15 protein-coding genes and 1 pseudogene are annotated in these 17,653 nt (G+C 68.5%); 9 read left to right on the forward strand and 7 right to left on the reverse strand.

The annotated features are described in order from the left end of the window. The first annotated feature begins 640 nt into the window (after positions 1-640). Both ACFV7R_RS45185 and ACFV7R_RS45190 read left to right on the forward strand, forming a co-directional pair. Positions 641-2,026 (forward strand): Tat pathway signal protein, encoded by a 1,386-nt coding sequence (locus ACFV7R_RS45185; RefSeq protein ID WP_385276094.1) that lies wholly within the window; start codon positions 641-643, stop codon positions 2,024-2,026. Between the two features lie 31 nt (positions 2,027-2,057). Then, on the forward strand, positions 2,058-2,525 hold the full coding sequence (locus ACFV7R_RS45190) for an SAM-dependent methyltransferase (RefSeq protein ID WP_385276097.1): 468 nt from the start codon (positions 2,058-2,060) through the stop codon (positions 2,523-2,525). A 332-nt stretch (positions 2,526-2,857) separates the two neighbouring features. Here ACFV7R_RS45190 and ACFV7R_RS45195 read toward each other — a convergent pair whose 3' ends face one another. Beyond that, positions 2,858-4,096, reverse strand: a complete 1,239-nt coding sequence (locus ACFV7R_RS45195; RefSeq protein ID WP_385276100.1) for an IS256 family transposase — start codon at positions 4,094-4,096, stop codon at positions 2,858-2,860. A gap of 457 nt (positions 4,097-4,553) precedes the next feature. Between ACFV7R_RS45195 and ACFV7R_RS45200 the strand changes: the two genes are divergently transcribed. After that, a complete protein-coding gene (locus tag ACFV7R_RS45200; RefSeq protein WP_385276103.1) occupies positions 4,554-5,297 on the forward strand; it encodes a nuclease-related domain-containing protein in 744 nt (247 codons plus the stop codon). Between the two features lie 134 nt (positions 5,298-5,431). Beyond that, positions 5,432-5,707 carry a hypothetical protein gene (locus tag ACFV7R_RS45205; RefSeq protein ID WP_385276106.1) on the forward strand — a complete coding sequence of 92 codons (276 nt, stop codon included), beginning with the start codon at positions 5,432-5,434 and terminating at the stop codon, positions 5,705-5,707. 607 nt (positions 5,708-6,314) lie between these two features. On the opposite strand, the gene ACFV7R_RS45210 is transcribed toward ACFV7R_RS45205, so the two are convergent. Next, positions 6,315-6,557, reverse strand: coding sequence for a hypothetical protein (locus tag ACFV7R_RS45210; RefSeq protein ID WP_385276109.1), 243 nt, complete (start codon positions 6,555-6,557; stop codon positions 6,315-6,317). 28 nt (positions 6,558-6,585) lie between these two features. Between ACFV7R_RS45210 and ACFV7R_RS45215 the strand changes: the two genes are divergently transcribed. Genes ACFV7R_RS45215 through ACFV7R_RS45230 form a run of 4 tightly spaced genes read left to right on the forward strand, consistent with a single transcriptional unit; the run spans position 6,586 to position 11,850 of the window. Further along, complete coding sequence (locus tag ACFV7R_RS45215) at positions 6,586-9,522, forward strand: hypothetical protein (RefSeq protein WP_385276112.1); 2,937 nt, start codon at positions 6,586-6,588, stop codon at positions 9,520-9,522. Then, on the forward strand, positions 9,429-10,442 hold the full coding sequence (locus ACFV7R_RS45220) for a CHAT domain-containing protein (protein WP_385276115.1): 1,014 nt from the start codon (positions 9,429-9,431) through the stop codon (positions 10,440-10,442). The genes ACFV7R_RS45215 and ACFV7R_RS45220 overlap by 94 nt, the downstream gene beginning before the upstream one ends. Before the next feature lie 3 nt (positions 10,443-10,445). Beyond that, a complete protein-coding gene (locus ACFV7R_RS45225) occupies positions 10,446-10,940 on the forward strand; it encodes a hypothetical protein (protein WP_385276118.1) in 495 nt (164 codons plus the stop codon). 1 nt (position 10,941) lies between these two features. Then, entirely contained in the window at positions 10,942-11,850 is a 909-nt protein-coding gene (locus ACFV7R_RS45230; RefSeq protein WP_385276121.1) for a hypothetical protein, read from the forward strand. A gap of 188 nt (positions 11,851-12,038) precedes the next feature. On the opposite strand, the pseudogene ACFV7R_RS45235 reads toward ACFV7R_RS45230, so the two are convergent. From ACFV7R_RS45235 to ACFV7R_RS45250, 4 genes and pseudogenes are all read right to left on the reverse strand, one after another. Further along, positions 12,039-13,249, reverse strand: a pseudogene (locus ACFV7R_RS45235) (IS3 family transposase). 173 nt (positions 13,250-13,422) lie between these two features. Continuing rightward, entirely contained in the window at positions 13,423-14,082 is a 660-nt protein-coding gene (locus ACFV7R_RS45240; protein ID WP_385276125.1) for an AAA family ATPase, read from the reverse strand. A 196-nt stretch (positions 14,083-14,278) separates the two neighbouring features. Beyond that, the gene (locus ACFV7R_RS45245) at positions 14,279-14,686 is read right to left on the reverse strand and encodes a hypothetical protein (RefSeq protein WP_385276128.1); all 408 of its coding nucleotides are present in this window, start codon (positions 14,684-14,686) and stop codon (positions 14,279-14,281) included. A gap of 136 nt (positions 14,687-14,822) precedes the next feature. After that, complete coding sequence (locus ACFV7R_RS45250; protein ID WP_385276131.1) at positions 14,823-15,914, reverse strand: tetratricopeptide repeat protein; 1,092 nt, start codon at positions 15,912-15,914, stop codon at positions 14,823-14,825. Positions 15,915-16,536: 622 nt separating this feature from the next. Between ACFV7R_RS45250 and ACFV7R_RS45255 the strand changes: the two genes are divergently transcribed. After that, entirely contained in the window at positions 16,537-16,764 is a 228-nt protein-coding gene (locus ACFV7R_RS45255) for a hypothetical protein (RefSeq protein WP_385276134.1), read from the forward strand. A 331-nt stretch (positions 16,765-17,095) separates the two neighbouring features. Here the strand turns inward: ACFV7R_RS45255 and ACFV7R_RS45260 are convergent, their stop codons facing one another. Then, complete coding sequence (locus ACFV7R_RS45260; RefSeq protein WP_385276137.1) at positions 17,096-17,572, reverse strand: hypothetical protein; 477 nt, start codon at positions 17,570-17,572, stop codon at positions 17,096-17,098. Positions 17,573-17,653 lie beyond the last annotated feature (81 nt).

Here is a 17,653-nt window from a genome sequence, read left to right on the forward strand (position 1 = left end):
GAGGGTCACCTTCAACCCGATCTGCGTGGTGCCACTGTGGAGGATCGCGTTCGTGAGCAGTTCGGAGACGATCGTCATCACGTCGCCGATCAGCGCATCGAGGCCGCAGTATCTGAGTCGTGCTGCGGTGACCCGGCGCATGATTCCTACGCGGCGTGCGTCCTCTGCACGGGGCGGGGCGTCACCCTCGCGGGGGGCGACCCCGAAGCGTTCGTTCATCACGTCCCCGTCGCGGCGGAGGGCCGCGCGAGGCTTCCGTTCGGCTGTCGTCGCTCCGGCACCTCTGGGGGGCATGAGGAAACTCCCTCGTTCCGGCCGGGGTCGCGCCGACGTTGAGCACCGCCACGGGGGTGGCTCAGCCGTCGGCACCCCGTACACGAGTCGCTTGGTGGGGTACGTACAAGCGAACCGTGGTGAAGCCGTCTCGGGCACCAGCAGCAAGGAACGCGACTGCCAAACGTGACACAAGATCGTTTTCGCGGCCGTGACAGCTAGATCTCGGAAGGTGACTTTCAGTCAGTTCCTCGAACAAGCCCTGTACTTGGACCATAGGTTGATACGGCGGCCGCGGTGCGGGCATACACCGCGAGACCAGGTCGACGAACGTGACTCAAGATCATCGGCAATGCGGGGGCGCATCATGGCGCGCGAGCGGAACGAACGGTTCGATGCCTTACTCAAAGAGGCAGGCTGGTCACGGGCTCAAGCGGCAAGCGCCTTCGTGCGGGTCGCGAACGAGAACAACCTGAGTGACTACACCCATATCGCGCGGCAGCACGTCCAGCACTGGGTGGCCGGTCACGAGCCGTCTGGGCAGGCACCCATAATCATGTGCGAGGCACTGTCCCGCCGTCTGCAGCGCGTCGTCACGACGATTGAAGCCGGGTTCACAGCGCTCGACTTTCCGGCGCGGGGAGCGCTGGACTGGCGCGTCGATCCAGTGATCGCGCTGAACAACTTGGGGAGCACTGACTTGGATCCGAACCGGCGCAGCCTGCTGCGGGGCGGCGTGTACTCGGCTGCCGCCCTGGCCCTGCCGGCAGACTCCTGGTGGGTCGAGATGGCGAAGGAACCGCCGTGCACAGAGCGGAAGGGACAGCGATTCGGCCGTAGTGATGTAGAGAGCGTGCGCGAGATGACGTTGGCCTTCTCGCGTATGGACCAGCGGCGCGGTGGTGGTCACGGTCGGACCGCCCTCGTTGAGTACCTCCGGTCCGACGTCGCCCGTTACCTGGTGGGCACATTCCCCAACGACCAGGTACGCCGCGACATGTACTCGGCCGCTGCCGAAGCCACGTACCTGTCCGGCTGGATGGCATTCGACAACGGTGAGCACGACGTCGCCGAGCCGTACTTCGCGCTTGGGCTGAAACTGGCTGCCCGCGCTGGAGACGCCCCTCTCTCAGGTCACATCCTGCGCGCCATGGCGCACCAGGCGCTCGATCTGGGCCTGTTCAACAAGGCGCTGGAGCTGTCCTCCGCCTCGGTCGTCGGACAGCGCTACGGGTCGGCAACACCACGGGAGCGGGCGCTGCTGGGCGTCGTTCACGCGCGCTGCCTCGCCGCGACCGGGCAGGAGAAGGCGGCGGCCAGGACGCTGCTGCGTGCCGAGGATGACCTGCGCAGCGCGCACGACGGCATCGAGGAGCCGAGCCGCACCTTCTTCTTCGGCGAGGCGTCGTTGGCTCACGAAACTGCCTGCGCGCTGCGCGACCTCAACGACAAGAAGGGTGCGGTCAGCCAGTTCGGGCGCAGCGTCCGGACCCGAGGGGCCGCTTTCAAGCGAACGCACGCGGTGACGCTCGGATACCTGGGAGCCATGCAGGTATCGGCAGGCAACGTTGAGGAGGCATGCGCGACGTGGTCTCGGGCCCTGGACGCCATGGAGGAGGGCATCTACTCCGGCCGGGCGCGGCAGCGCGTGGTGGAGATGCGGCAGCTTCTGTCCCCATACCGGCGCCGCGGCATACCCATCGCTGTCGAGCTCGAAACCCGGGCGGCCGACTACCTGCGCACCGTAGATTGATCATGTCACGCTGAGGGACGAGGGGAGCACCATGACGCTACAGATCGAGCCCATCGGGACTGTGGTTGGCGGCCGCAAGGAAGTCGCAGACGACTACTGGGGCGGTGTCGAGTCCATTATCCGCCTCGACCCAAAGTTCCCGTTCGACGTCGTGCGCGGCCTTGAGGAGTTCTCTCACCTGATCGTCACCTGGCACTTCAGCAAGGCATCCCCGGACGACGTTGCTCTGCATGCGCGCAGCCCACGCAACGACCCCCGGTGGGAGCCGTCAGGCACGTTCGCGCACCGCAATCACCGGCGGCCGAACCAGCTCGCTACCAGCTTCCCGCGGCTGCTCAAGGTCGACGGCCTGGACCTCCACGTCACCGACCTCGACGCCGTCGACGGTACTCCCGTGTACGACCTGGCTCCCTTCTTCGAGGAGATGGGGCCACGCGGTGAAGTGCACCAGCCCGCTTGGCCTGGCGAAATGCTGAAGGACTACTGGTCCCAGCCGTAGAGAACCGACGAGTGGGGACCATTGTGTCGGTAACCTCCGGTTCCGTCGGAATCGGTTTTCCCGGCGGTACCAAGGAACCCTTCGTCTACGGCACGCTCCAGTTCGGGGCCGTCCTCGATGGTCTGCTCGGGCGCATACCCTCGCGTTCTCCCGTCTCCGCGCCCGGATGGCGCACCGCCGCGCTCGCAGGCCGCATCTATCCCGGACTCGTTGTGTACGCACGCGGCGGCTCAAAGCACCCGGCGTACTACTGACCGACCTCACCGACGAGGAGTGGGGCCACGTCCGCTGGAGTGGTGTATCGACGGCCACTCGGTGATCTCGTTTTGAGGTTATGCGGTGAGTTCGGTGGGCAGGACAGTCTCGTCTGATTCTGACTCGATCGGGTGGAGGCGGGCCTTGGCGAGGAGCTCGCGGCCCATGTAGCGGCGGGCCTCGGTCCACTCGTCGTTCTGCTCGGCCAGCACCGCACCGACGAGCCGGATCACGGCGGTGCGATCGGGGAAGATGCCGACCACGTCCGTGCGACGGCGGATCTCCTTGTTCAGCCGCTCCTGCGGGTTGTTCGACCAGATCTGCCGCCAGATCTCACGTGGGAACGCGGTGAACGCCAGCAGGTCATGCTGGGCCGCGTCCAAGTGAGCTGCGGCTTTGGGGAACTTGGCCTCCAGAGCGTCCAGTACGTGTGTCATCTGGGCTTGGACCGCGTCGGTGTCGGGCTGCTCGAAGACGGTCCGCAGCAGTGTGGCCACCCAGGGCTGGGCCGATTTTGGAACCTGGCTCAGCAGGTTGCGGGCGTAGTGCGTCCGGCAGCGCTGCCAGGACGCGCCGGGCAGCACCGCACCGATGGCGTCGACCAGGCCGGCGTGGGCGTCGGAGATGACCAGCTGGACACCGCCCAGGCCGCGGGCGATCAATGAGCGCAGGAAGGCGAGCCAGCCTGCGCCGTCCTCGGCGGTGGCCACGTCCAGGCCGAGGATCTCGCGGTGCCCGTCAGCGTTGACGCCGACCGCGATCAAGGCGTGGACGTTGATGATGCGGCCGCCCTCGCGGACCTTCTGGGTGAGTGCGTCCACCCAGACGAACGCATACGGCCCGGCGTCCAGGGGCCGGTTGCGGAAGGCCGCGACCTGCTCGTCCAGGTGCCGGGCCATCGCGGAGACCTGGGACTTCGACAGCTGGGTCACGCCGAGAGACTCGGCGAGCTTCTCGACCCGGCGGGTGGAAACACCGAGCAGGTAGGCGGTGGCCACCACCGAGATGAGGGCCTGCTCGGCCCGGCGGCGCCGCTCGAGGAGCCAGTGCGGGAAGTAACTGCCCTGGCGCAGCTTGGGGATGGCCAGCTCGACGGTGCCGGCCCTCGTGTCCCACTCGCGCGAGCGGTAGCCGTTGCGATGGTTGACGCGTTCGTCGCTGACCTGCCCGTATTCGGCGCCGCACAGGGCATCGGCCTCCGCGGACATGAGCGCATCGGCGAAGGTTTTCACCATCGCGCGCAGCAGATCGGGACTCGCCGCGGCCAGGTTGTCTTCCGCGAGGGCGGGCAGGGGCACACTATCAGGTGCGGTCATCGTGCTGATCTCCTCCAAAGACTTGGTCGTCTTGAAAGATCAGCCGGTGGCCGTTCGTCTATGCGGGCTTCATTCCGACGCCGGAGCAAACCCCCGGATCAGGTCGAACCCATACACCACTTCTCTGGACGCAACCAGGAGTGGAAGATCCTCGACGCGTTCGAGGATGACCAATACGAGCTGCGGGAAGTCACGCTCTCCACCGGCCAACGCGCATGGACGTACGTATGGCCGGGTGGGGACGTCCTGCCAGAAGACTGGGATGCCGCTGCCTTCGCGGCCCAGCACCTCCAGGCGTACGCCGATCGATGCGCGCCGCTCGGGCCCGCGTGGTTGGCGCACGGCTCGCACATCGTGCCCTGCTTCACGGGCTTGCAGTGATGGATCCTGTCTTGTCAGTGCGCGGCGCTACGGTCTCGGTACAGGCCCCAACAACCCAGTGGGGGGAGGGACGTTCATGACCACAGCGCCTGGGCCTCGGCCTGGCGCCGGAGCCAGTGCCCGGCAGATCGCCGACCTGGCCCGCGCTGCCGAACGAAAAGCGCAACACCGCCGCGCCAAAGACACATTGCCCATCACCGTGGCATTCGCTGCCGTCAGCGGGTCGGGCAGCGCGTCCTACACCAACTGGCACGTCGGGCTCGCCACCGCGCTGGGCCTGGTGACGTTCGAGCTATGGCGCATCTACCGCCGCACGCAAAGCTCCTGGGCGAAGGGAGCCGCCGGCGAGCAGGCAACCGCCCGGCTACTGGCCCGGCTCGAGCGTCGCGGCTACGTAGTCCTGCACGACCGGGCCATCCCCGATTCCCGGGCCAACCTGGACCACCTGGTCATCGGGCCCGCCGGCGTCACGTATATCGACACCAAGGCCTGGCGCTCGAAACGGTCGACGGTCACGCTCGAGGACGGGACCCTGCGCTGCGACGGCTACGCACAGACCCGCGCGCTGGAGAACGTCGTCTGGGAGGCGCAGCAGGCCGCCCACGCTCTGGGCTGCGCAGTCCGCCCGGTCATCGCCGTCCACGGTGCCAGGATCCCCGCATCCCACGGCCGTCTCGAGACCAGAGGTGTCACCATCATCGAAGCCAAGCGCCTGCCCGGCCTGCTGCAAAACCTCCGCCCCCAGCCCGGATGGACCATCGCCCGCATCACCGCCACAGGGCAACGCGCCGAGCAACAACTGCCTCCACACGCTCGATGAAGCACCCGCGAGCGCAGGAGGGAGACGAGGCTGACTGGGAAGGTGGAGGCTACCCGGCCCGGGGTACGGCGGGGCGCTGGTGCGGCTGGCGTAGGGTGACGCCCTTCCAGTAATAGGGACACGAGGAGTCGATCATGGCTGCAGCAGACGAGGAACCATCAGAGATCGATAAGCAGGACGTCCCGCTCTCTGGCGGCCGAACGCTGAGGGTGACCGAGTACAGCAACGGCAGCATCCAGATAGCGGTGAAGACCGGATCTCCCTACGTGATCACGAGCCTCGAACAGATCGACAACGAAGCCGTGCTGAAAATCTCCCCGGACGCGAGGGGTCGAATGCCCACAAGAACTGGGTCCGTGACCACAGCAGGGGCGACAACGAACTGTCGTAGGCAGCGAGCAGCCTTGTGAAGGGCCCCGTCACCCCAGTTGCAGGAGCTGCCTGCCCGTCCCGCGCCAAGAAGACCATTGCCTCTCTACACCGTCGTCACCTCCAATCCAACCGGTCGAACCACCCACCGAGCCAGCCAGCCAGCAGCCCGGCACGGGATCAGGTCCGGCGCCAGGCAAATGGCCTCGATATCGCCGCCAAGAACCAAGACCCCCGCAGCATCCCCCCACCGCCCCACTGGCCGGACACCCCAACAAGCCAGTGCAGCGAACCCGGAAGACGACCTGCGGGGCGCCGGTCGAAGCCATTCGGCAAGTCGTGGCCAGAGGACGCGCCCAGCGTGGACGATCGCGGCTGTACGCGATTCGGGCGCGCCAGCGTGACGCGGATCACCTACAAACGAAGGTACGCACCGAGCGTAGCCAGACCCGCACTCCCCCGGTCCCGGAATCCATCAACTCCCGCCCACACAGGCGTCATCCGCCCTACCCGGGAAACGACACCGCCCTTCACCAACCAGACGACACCATCAACACCAACCGCCCACCACAACCCGCCCCACAGCAGTGAAAACAGATGACGCCCACCCAGTGAAAAAAACCACGACGCCCATCACCATCGCGGTGATCACGCCCCGAGCGCGAGCAAGTTCAGCACGACAGCCCTCTTCAGCAGGTCATCACGGCACTCCAGTGCCAAGGTACGCACCTCCGCGTTCACCGGCTCTACAAGTTCCGCGAGCGCAGCGACTTCCTGCAGCAGACCGCCGACGCCATTGAGGAAGAGGCCAACGCGGTCGCACTCGGCGCCGGTCCCTCCAGCGATTTCGGCCCTGACCAGGAGATCGACTGCTGCCGTTCGATCGCGCAAGGCCGCATAAGCGAATTATCGTGAGGTCATGGACCCCCGTCGGCTTCGGCTCGTCGCGAGACTCCTGAGTGTCGGGTCGATCGAGGAGATCGCGGCGCTCGCGGAACAGATCCCGGAAGTGCTGACCCCCGAGTTCGAGCTGATGATCGCGGAGCTGATCCAGCAGGCTCTGGCCCGGGGTGAACCGGAGATGGCAGTCGCGCTCGCGGACCGGGCCGACGCGCTCCAGGCGCTGCGTGGGGCGGAACCGGCCGAGGCAGGGCTCTTCGAGCTGCTCATGCGGGTGCCCTTCGCAGACCGGGTGATCGAGCTGGCGGACGTCGGCGACTGGAACTCCTGGCTGATCATTCTCAGGGAGGGGCCCGACCTCTTCGGCAAGGCGTTCCTCGACTATCTGGACCGCTGCAGGCCGCATGTCACTGAAGGAGAGGCCTACCTTTTGGACGTGCTGGCGGCGTTCCTCTCCGAATGCGCGGACGTCGGGCCGGACGCCGCGGTCAGCCGCTGGCGGTCCTCCGCAGAGGTGGGCGAGGCCACGGAACTGCCAGCGGAGTTCAGCCTCGCCGCCCTGTCCCATCTGGTCGACCGCTTCGGGGACCAGGACGACGCGGTCGCCGCGCAGGCCCTCGGCAATCTGGGCGTCCTGTACTACCAGCGACGGGCCGGTGACCAGGGACAGAACCTCGAGAGGGCCGAGAGCCTGCTGCGCGAGGCGATCGAGATGGCCGACAGGCATGGGGCGACCAAGCCGAGAGCGCAGGCGCAGCAGGCCCTCATGAACGTGCTCCTCGCCCGGGATCCGCAGCGCAACGTGAAGGAGGCCCTGGACCTGTCCCTGGCGGCCCTGCGGGGATGGGAGAAGCATGAGGACCCCGAGATGTGGGGCCTGATCATGACCAGCCGGGCGAACACCCTGGCGGAACTCGGCCGCCTGGAAGAGGCGATCGACTGTTACGCGGCGTCGCTGACCGTCTTCACCCGCCCCGCGAGCCCCAAGCGGTGGGGCATCTCCATGTTCGGGCTCGCCAACGCCCACGTCCGCCGGGGACGGCGCGACGGCAACAGGGCGGATTTCGAAACCGCTCTCACCCTGCACACCGAGGCCGCCGAACTTCGGACGCGTGAACAGGACGAGCGGCGCTGGGCGATGACCCAGGAGAGCCTGGGCTGGTGCTATCTCCTCCGGGACCGGTCGGCGGAACGAAGGGAGGACGTCGACCTAGCGGTCGGGCACTTCAACGCCGCCCTCGAGTACTACGTGCCCGGAACCGTGGAGCGGCCGGGGATCATGCACGGTCTCGGCCGTGCCCTCCTCGCCCGCCATGAGGAGACCGCGGATCAGGCCGACCTCGCCGCGAGCAAGGCCGCCCTGCAGGAGGCGCTGGAGGGCACGGCGAAGATTGATCGCAGGGACGCACACAGCGCCCTCGCGGCAGTGCACCTCCGGCTTGCTCCCGCCGACTCGTCGGCTCACACCGCCGCCGTGGCCCACCAGAGCGCCGCGCTCGAGTTCACGTCCGCGGAGAACGAGCCGCAACGCTGGGCCGACGAGGCCTTCCTGCTGGCTAGGATCCTGCTCGAGCGCGGCGGAACGCACCAGGGCGAGGACCACGAGAAGGCCATCAGCGTCCTGACCAAGGCGCTGGCACTGGCGGAGCAGCCTGTGAGTCGGGCCCGGATCCTCGAAGCGCTGGGCATGGCACACACGTGGCGTCCTTTCGGCCACAGGGACGCCGACGCGCGCAAGGCCATGAAGTTCTACCGAGAGGCGCTCGCGTCCTTCACGAAGGAGAAGGACGCAACGCTCTGGGCGAGCGTGCACTACGCGATGGCCGCATCGATCCTGGAACACGCAGCTCCCGGAGGCGACGACGATCAGGAGCGTCTGGCCGAGGTCCTAGGCCTGCTGGAAGAGGCCGGCGCCGCGATCCAGCCGGACGATCGCCGGGGGATCACGAGGATCGAGAATCTGGTGGGCGCGGCGCATCTGGCCTACGGAAATCGCGAAGACGCGATCGCCCCCTTGGCCCGGGCCAGGGCTGGCTACGCCAGGCTCGGTCTGGCCGAGGAGTTCGCGGACGCCCAGCGCCAGCTGGCCCGCGCCTACGGTCCGGCCGACCGCAGGACCGTCAGGGCCGCGATAACCGCGCAGCGGATCAGGCCGATGACCGAGTACCCGTTCGACTTCGGAAAGGCGGCAGAACTGCTGGGTCACGCCCTTCTCCGCCAGGGCGAGCCGGAACGCGCCGGGCACGCCTACCGCGACGCCGTCAGGGCGCGGCGGTGGGCGATGAGCGTGGTGACCCTCCCCACCGACCGTGACCTGGCCCGCAGACACTTCGGCGGGAACATCGCGGAGCAGGCGTGCCTGTGCTTCGCTCGGGCCGCCGAACATGCGGGGGATGATGACGGCCCTCGACTGCTGGCGCTCGCGGTCGAAAGCCTCGACGAGGGACGGATGGGCGGCTTCCCCGAGCTCGAGACCGCACTCGCCGACGCGCTGGCCCGGCACGATCCAGGTCTCCTTGAGGAGTACCGGGCCACGGCCGCCTCGCTGCAGAGTCTCATGGGCATGGACCGGTCGACGCTCACCGGGAGCCTCATCGGCCCACGCGCCTCCATCCCGGACGTCGAGACCTGGCTACGCGCCAGAGACGCCGCGATCACCGCCCGGGCCAGGTACAGCGCCGTCCTCGACCGCATCAGGGCCGCAACCGGCCTGGACATGACGGTCGGACCGCTATCCCTCCAGGAGATCTCTGGGCTGCTCGGCCCTGACGAGGCCCTGGCCTACGTGCTGTGCGATGAGGGCGAAGGAACAGACAGGCAGCTGCTGCTCCTGGTCCTGCCGGACGGGACGGTGCAGACGCATTGGTCCAATCCGGGGTCGAGGCCTTCTTCGACGTCTCGCTCTGGCTGCCGAACCAGGGTGTCGGCCAGCAGATCGGCGGCGACGGCTTCGTGAAGCACCTCGCCCGGGCGCTGGAAGCGGCCTTTCCCCTTGCCGCCGAGCGGATCTGCGTCCCGCTGGCCTCGATGCTCCGCGCCTCCGGGATCAGCCGCGTCCTTCTGGTGTCCTGCGGCGTTCTCGGGCATTTCCCCCTGCATGCCTGTCCCTCCTGTGCCGACGACGCCGTTGCTCTGGGAGAGGAGTTCGACGTCTCCTATATCCCGTCCGCTGCGGTCCTGAGATCACTGCGCGCCCGGTCAGCGAGCCCGCTGCGGACACGCTTGCTCACCGTCAGCGACCCGATGCCCCATCCCAGACCGCTCAGGTTCGCCGCGGTCCAGCAGGCCCGGATCACCGACGCCGCCCGCAGGAGCGGGATGCCCGTGCGGACGGTGGCCGAGTACGAGGCGACGCGGGAGGCGTTTGAGACCGCGGTGCGCGATGCCAGCCATGTGGACTTCGCCTGCCACGGCTGGCTGGACCAGCTCCAGGCCTTCGACTCGGGTATCGAGCTCGCCGACGGTCCGGTCACGCTGCGCCACCTGCTGGACTCCAGGCTGCTCGAGGGGGTCTCCCTGGTGACGCTGACCTCCTGCCAGAGCGCCGTGGCGGCCGGCGGCCCTTTCGAGGACGAGCCGGTCTCGCTCGCCACCGGATTCCTCATGGCGGGGGCGCGAGCCATCCTGGGGACCCTGTGGCTGGTGGACGATCTGGCCACCACGCTGCTCGTCGCGCGGTTCTACCGGCATCACCTCCTCGACGGCCTGCCGCCCACCCGGTCACTGGGCTTGGCCCAGAGCTGGGTGCGCTCGCTGACCGCCGCAGACACCGCCGCGGAACTGGGCGACCCGGCGCCGTCCGACTCATTGCACCGGCAGATCCGCCCGTTCTCCCATCCACTCTACTGGGCCCCTTACGTACTCACTTCGGGATGACACATGGACTCTCCGCTGACCGTGGCTGACGTGTGCACTCGCGCGGACGCGGTGCTGTCCGACGAGACCGAAGGCGTGTCCGCCACCGGTCTCGTGCTGATCGGCGACCCGGCCTGCGGCCTGGTCCACGGCGTCGTCGCGAGCGAGTACGCGGCGGAGTCCCCACAGGCCGCGCTGCTCGTGCCAGGCAGTCTTCCGCTGGACCGCGCCTTCCGGGTCCTGCTCGAGCATCCGACGATGCGGTGGCTGGTGACCGAGACCGGCGGGGTGGTGGCGCGCGAGCGCATCATCCCGCCTTCACTCGACCACCTCGGCGGAACCCGGCACGGGCTGTCCGGCGATCCCGTCGCGCCCGGCAGCGGGCTAGCCTTCCGCTGCCCGGCAGAACCGGACGATCATGTCTTCAGCGCCCCGCAGATCGAGGTGTGGACCACCGACCTCAAGGCCCGCTGCCCAGTCGACGGCCGGGTGATGACGGCCTTCCTCCCGGAGGAGTGACGTGTACGGCGCCTTCATCAACCGGTTCGGAAGCCTGCTGGACCGCAGATTCCTGCTGGGCAGCTGGTTTCCGGCCCTGTGCGGGTCGCTTCTGCTCAGCACCGCCTACGCACTCGCCCACGGCTGGCGGAAAACCGTCAAGCAGTGGGAGGGCTTCGGCGCGCCAGCCCAGCTCTGGCTGGGCGCCGTCGCGATCGCCGCGGTGACGCTGGTCGCATTCCTGCTCCATGTCGCGCCCGTCATCCGGCTGTTCGAGGGTTACCCCTGGCCCGGCCCGATCAAGCAGTGGGGGCGGAAAAGGCAGACAGCCCGCAGAGAACGCAAGTCCGAAGCAGTATCGCTGCGCGACTACCCCCGCAACCGGGAGCTGATCCGGCCCACCCGCCTGGGCAATCTCCTCACCGCAGCCGAGGAGTATTCCTATCTGCGGTACCGGATCGACGCGGTGGTGTGGTGGCCACGGTTCGTCCCGGTCTTCGCCCAGACCTTCCGTGACCAGATCGACGAGGCGCTGCTGCCGCTCATCGCGCTGACCAGCTTCAGCCTCGCCCTCTCCGCGGGAGGAACGGCCGGGGCCGCCCTGCTGGTGTTCTCCGGCCACTGGGCGGGCGGGCTCCTCTATGCCGGGGCGTCCTTGGCGATCGCCGTGCTGGCCTACCGGGCCGCGCTCGCCCAGGCCGGATGGTACGCCTCCTGCATCCGCGTCGGCTTCGACCTCTACCGGCACGAGGTCCTGCTGGCCATGAAGCTCACCCTGCCGGCCGATCTGATCGCGGAACGGCGCCAGTGGGAAGAACTCACCCAGTGGGTCTACCGCGGGGAGCCTCCCGCCGTTCCATGGCCGTACGTCCAACCTGAGCCTCCCGCGCTTCCCTGGCCGTACGTCCGACCTCCGGCAGCCGGGTCGTGAAGCCGCCGATCCGGGCTTCGACGTCGAAGATCTGGAAGCCCCGCGCCGCAACGTGCTGGTCTTCCACGGCGTGGGCGGCATCGGGAAGTCGGCGCTCTCCCGCAAGCTGGAGGCCGCTCTCGCCGGCGCCGACCAGCGTCCCGCCCAATGAAGATCTGAGGCTGAACGTCGGGAGTGGACACCGGGTTTCATGCGACGAGTGACAGCGTACGTGACGTGATGAGTTGCTGTTCGAACTCGGCCGGTGTGAGGCAGCCGAGCGCGGAATGCCGACGGCGCCGGTTGTAGTACGACAGCCAGCGGAACAGCTCCAGCCGAGTCTGTGTCTTCGAGGTCCAGCGTCTGCCGTGGAGCAACTCGCGCTTGAGGCCCTGGAAGAACGACTCGGCCAGGGCACAGTCATAGCTCGAGCCGACCCGGCCCATGCTGCGCCGGATGCCGTGCCGGCGGCACACCTCGGCGAAGGCGGCCGCGCTGTATCGGGCGCCCCTGTCCGTGTGGAAGACGACGCCGCGAAGGCGGCCGCCGCGGGCGGCCACGGCCATCTCGATCGCGTCGGTGACCAGCGAGGTGCGCCTGTGGTCGGCGATCGACCAGCCCACCACCCGCCGCGAACAGATGTCGATCACCGTGGCGGGACAGAGCCACGTCGCGCCGACGGCTGTGCAAGTGATGTCGCCGCACCATTTGGTGTTCAAGGTGTCCGCGGTGAAGCCGCGCATCACCAGGTCCGGCGCGGGCGGCGCGGTCCTGTCCGCGATCGTCGTCCGCTTCTTTTCCCGCAGGTGCCGGCCGACGATGTGGTTGATCCGCATCAGCCGGGCGACGCGCTTGCGGTTGATCCCCCGTCCCCTCGCACGCAATTCGCCATGCACGCGCGGAGCCCCCTACGCCCCCTGGTGTCCGGCATGGACGGCGCGGATCCCGCTCACGGTCTGCTTCTCCTCGGCCCGGCGCCCGGTTCGGGCCTGCTCGGTGGCCAGGTGCCGGCAGCAGTCGGAGCGGGACGCCCCGAACACCCGGCAGATCCGCTTGACGCCGAAGCCGGCGCGGTTCTCGGAGATGAAGTCCCAGCGGCAGGGGCTCACTTCACCTCCCGGGCGAAATGGGCCGCTGTCCGGCGCTGGATCTCGCGCTCCAGCTGCCACTCCTGCCCGGCCTCGAGCAGCCGGGCGTTCTCGGCCCGCAGCCGGGCCGGCTCCTCCTCCGGGCTCACGCTGCCGTCGCGGCCCACGGGCGCGGTCTGGGCCTCGTCCTTGCGCACCCAGGTCCGCAGCGACTCCGCGGTGATGCCGAGATCCGCGGCCACCGCCGCATACGTCCGCTTCCCGGCCGCGGCGCGGTAGAGCGCGACGGCGTCCCTCCGAAACTCCTCCGGATACGGAGACCTGTGTCCCACCCGGACCATCACGATCCATTGTCGGGGTGTCCACTCCAAAGGATCATCCTCACCTACCGCCTCGCCCAGAGCAGGGCACAACGGCAAACCCCCAGCTGGCCTCCCCGCCAGGAGGATGCGACCTTGGCTCAGCCGACCCTACGGCTCGGCCGGACCCGCACCAGCAAGCCCAGTCACCCACGCCGACCCGGAGGCGGTTCATCGAAGAGACCGAGTTCGTCATCGCTGGGGGCCTCAAAGAGCTTCACGTACTCCTCGAGCATCTCGCGGGTGATCGGGGCTGCCCCACTCCCACCCGCCGCGTTGCGGGCTTCGAGACGGCGACACAGTTCATCGATGGACGCCGAGAGGTAGTGCAGTTCCACAGGAACGCCGAGAGCACGCGCCCCGAGACGCTTCTCATCCCGCTCCGAACGCGCCCAGAAGCCGAACTCCAAGATCACAGCCTGTCCGAGCTTCAACAGCTCCTGGGCATGTTCCCAGAATCGCCTCTCAAGGCGGTCACGTATTCCTTCGTCAAACAGGTCAACGCAGAGATCCGCCATCCACTCGTCCGGGCACAAGCGCACCGCCGGCATCGCACTCGCCAGACGTTTGGCCAGCGTCGTCTTCCCGGCGCCAGGAAGCCCGCACAGCAAGATCAGCCTCGGCTCGGGCCTCGCATCCACCAGCTGCCTCCACGGCGCCTCACGATCACCACTCCTGCACATGCTGACGCAGTCGAGCCAGCTCACGGAAACGGTTTTCGCTGAGACGGGCACAGGGGCTTGCCCGAGCCGCTCGGCGAGCGGGGCAGGTCCAGGCTTCTTGGGCTTCCGGCGCGGCTGGGTCATCGCAACATCCCTCAGGGCAGGTGTTGCAACGACCTATAGAACCCAAGTTCCCAAGTGGAGCCACTTCTCATCCCTGAGGCCAGCCTAGGGCGCCGCGCCGTGTGACAGCCTGTTGTCAAGCCTCGCCGTGGCTGGTTGGCAGGTTGTTCGTCGGCCTTCGTCCGCGCTGCATGAGCCGAACCAACTCGGGGTCTGTTCAGGCGGGTCGGGTGAGCGGGGCGAGCAGGCCGTCGCCGGGCCATAGATCCTGTTCGGCCACGAGGCCGGCGAGGAACGCGTCGACCTCGGCCAGCACGGCGGCGCGCTCAGTGGGCCCGTATGCGATGAAGTCGTCGGCTGCGGCGTCGTAGGCGCGCACGTGGCTGTGCGGGCCGGTGCAGACGAGGGCGCGCGCGATCTCGGGCAGGCCGAGGCTGAGGGCATCGCAGTCCCCGGAGCGGACGAGCTGCAGCAGGTCGGTGGTGACGCGCTCCCAGTCGCCGACGGTCGGCCAGTCGGCGCCTCCGCCCAGTTCGTGGGTGAGGGTGGCCAGCGGGATGATCTCGCCCGGCTTGCGTCCTTGGGTGAGGAGGTCGTGGATGCGGGCGCCGTCGGGCTGGCGCACGTGCAGGGGAACTTCACGGCGATCAGTTGAGGAACGACGTGGAGGCCGACGGTGCTACTGCGGATCTCAACCCAGAGCACGGCGTGTCAGTGTTGGCTCGGTCGCGAGTTGGGTGAGCGATGCCTTCTGCTTTTGGTCAGGTCAGGGCGGGGTTGCCGCAGCATTTCTTGTACTTGCGGGAAGAGCCGCACCAGCAGGGGCCGTTGCGGGGCGGGGGCCATGTTCGGGCCTGGCCCCGGGCCGCAAGGTCGGCGGCGTACTCGGCCCGGGTGTCCCCGTCCTGCGGGGAGAGGGCCTCGTTACGGATGAATTCCTCGAAGTCGCTCACGCTGCCCTGGGCGATGCCCAGATGCGGTTCGCCTTCCTCGGACAGGCGGAGCAGGATTTCCTCGACGTGGCGGATGTGATCGTGGTGATCGGCCCCGTAAGCATCTGCCAGCACGGGCCACCGGGCGAGGAGTTGGGTGAACTCGGGCTCGGGCCAGAACAGTGCGCAGGTCATGCGGGGCCTGGAGAGGGCGGCGCGGCGTGCGGCGGCCTCGGCGGTGAGTTTCTCGATCGAGGCGCGCAGGACGTCGGGGTCGCCGCTCTCGGCGGCCCTGAGGTGATCTGGATCGTGCAGATCGTCCAGAGTGCCGGGTCCGCGGAGGAGAGCCGGACGGTGCACGTGGAGTTCATCGGCGAGACGGTCGAGGTCGTCGTGCGGCTGGCCATGCCGACGCCGGACCCGGTGGCGGCCGATGGCAAGCATCTCAATCCCACTGGGGTCGGGAGAGTCCTCGATAGCGGTGCGGGTGAGAGGTGTGACGGGGCCAAGGAGATGGGTGAGGCCGGCGGTGAACCAGTCTGCGGCGTCCTGGAATTCGCCAGCGGTTTCGAAGGCCTCGGCGACGAAGTTCCAGGCCCCGGCATCGGTGGGGTGCTGGCGTCGCAGCTGTGCGGCCGCGTCACGGGCCTCATCGGTCCGGCCGGCTTCCCACAGGGTGTTGATCCGGTATGCCTCGATCAGGTGCGGCTCTTCGCAGCCCGTATCCAGCAACTGCTGGTAGAGGGCGAGAGCGCGGTCGTGCCGACCGGCGTCGCTCCAGCCGGCGGCTGCGTCGAGGAGGATTTCCTCGCGTTCTTCGGGGTATTCCCGGGCCAGCGCTTCCAGCCCCTCCGCTTCCAGGGCGGGATTCCGCTCGACGGGGGCCGTGCGTTGCGGAGTTGGGCGGCGCTTGCGGGACATACGACCACACTACCGACGAGACGTCGACCGATTGGGCCAGTGCCGAAACCCCGCTCCGAACGGGTGAGGATCGCGGCCCAGTCCCTGCCCGGGGGCGCCGCGGACACGGGAGCCGGGGTCGGGGTCTGGGTGGTCTGGGCAGTGCGGAAGGCTTGGTGGCCTGAGCCGTCGCATCGGTGAGGGAAACGGCGACATCCTCGGCATCGATCTCGAGGGTGATGCGGCGCTGCCCCTCTTTGTCGTTGAAGGTGCGCTGCCTGCCGGTGACGATCACGCGGGGGCCGCGGGTCAGGGACTACGCCGCATTTTCACCAGCCTGCCGGCCAGCGAGATCCCGCTGGCCGCCGACAACGGCGGCGTCACAGCGTAGAGGTCCTGGGAGTACGTCGTACGCAACGCCCTCGAGCATCTCCCCGCGGCCGCGCGGTCCCGCCCGGAAGCCGACCGGCGGACATCGCTCTGGCCGCCCTGCGTGAGCGCGGCGACATCCGGGACTCGCTGCCTCCCTCGCCCGCAAGCACGGAGGCAGCCCCGACGTCTGGTCGCGCGCCGTGAACGCAGCGCGCACCCTGCTCACCGACCCGACCACCTGATCACCTCACCAGCCGAAGGACGAACCCCGATGCCCAGCTATCAGCTCCGCGACACCGCCACCCAGCAGTTCCTCGCCCGGGACCTGGCCGACTACCCCGCGGCCGAGGCCGCCCTGGACCACCTCCACGACGAGCTGAACGCGACCTCGCGGCCAACGGCGAAGGCGCCGGGCGCATCCGGCTGCGCCTCGACATCGAGAAGGTCACCGCCGGCCTCACCGAGGCCGTCGGCCACCACGTGCTCATCCTCGGCGTAGACGACCACACCGACCCCCCGCCCGCGCTGTAGCCGACGGAGCTGACCCGCGATACGTCGCCCGGGAAACCGGCGCCTCGCCCCCACACGCTGCGCCGCGCTGCCTCGTCGGCGCCACGAACGACCTCCCCACCCGCCCAGCATCATCAGCGAGAAGGCGGGCCCAGCCGCGCAGTTACCGAGGCCGTGGCACCAGCCTCATGCGACCGGCACAGCGGACGGCTTCGTCAGCGTAGGCGATGCGGCCCGTGGCGACGACGATCTGGTCGTGGGCCCTAAGCCCGAGGCCGCAGGGCCCTATGGACAAGCAGCGCGCTGGTGGGCGGTGGTCGTCAGTCGCGGGTGGCGCCTTCGGGCCAGAGCACCCTCACCGGTACGCCCTTGTGACGCGCATAGGTGACGACGTCGGCTGTGCCGCCGTGGCCGCGCGCGGGTTGGCCGTCCCAGACGGCGAGAAGTTCGCCGACCTGGTCGACGAGGAGTTCACTGCCCGCCATGTGGGCGTGGGAGCCGGAGGTGTCGAGCCCGGTGCGGTGGATCTTCACGGCTCGGCGGAGGAGTTCGTCGTAGGTGGGGTGATGCCAGTCGGGCAGGTCCGCGCGATACTGCTCGGCCGGCAGGACGACCTCAATCTGCCCACCGTGATCGAGCACCGTCTGGGCGAACCAGGTGTCGGGGCCGTCGGCGATGCAGCTGACGCCAACCAGGTCCGTGGCTCCGTACGACGCGACCGCCTCGGTGAACAGAGCACGCACCTGCCGTTCGACCTCATCGGACAGGCCGCGGTGTCCGGTGATCCCGACTCTCATATGTGAGGGTTCCTCCGATGTCTCTAAGCTTGTCGTTTAACCCGCTGCTGTCGGACGCGTGCGCGAAGCGGGGGACAACAG

This window comes from Streptomyces sp. NPDC059866 (assembly GCF_042731325.1).
Lineage (GTDB): Bacteria > Actinomycetota > Actinomycetes > Streptomycetales > Streptomycetaceae > Streptomyces > Streptomyces flavusporus.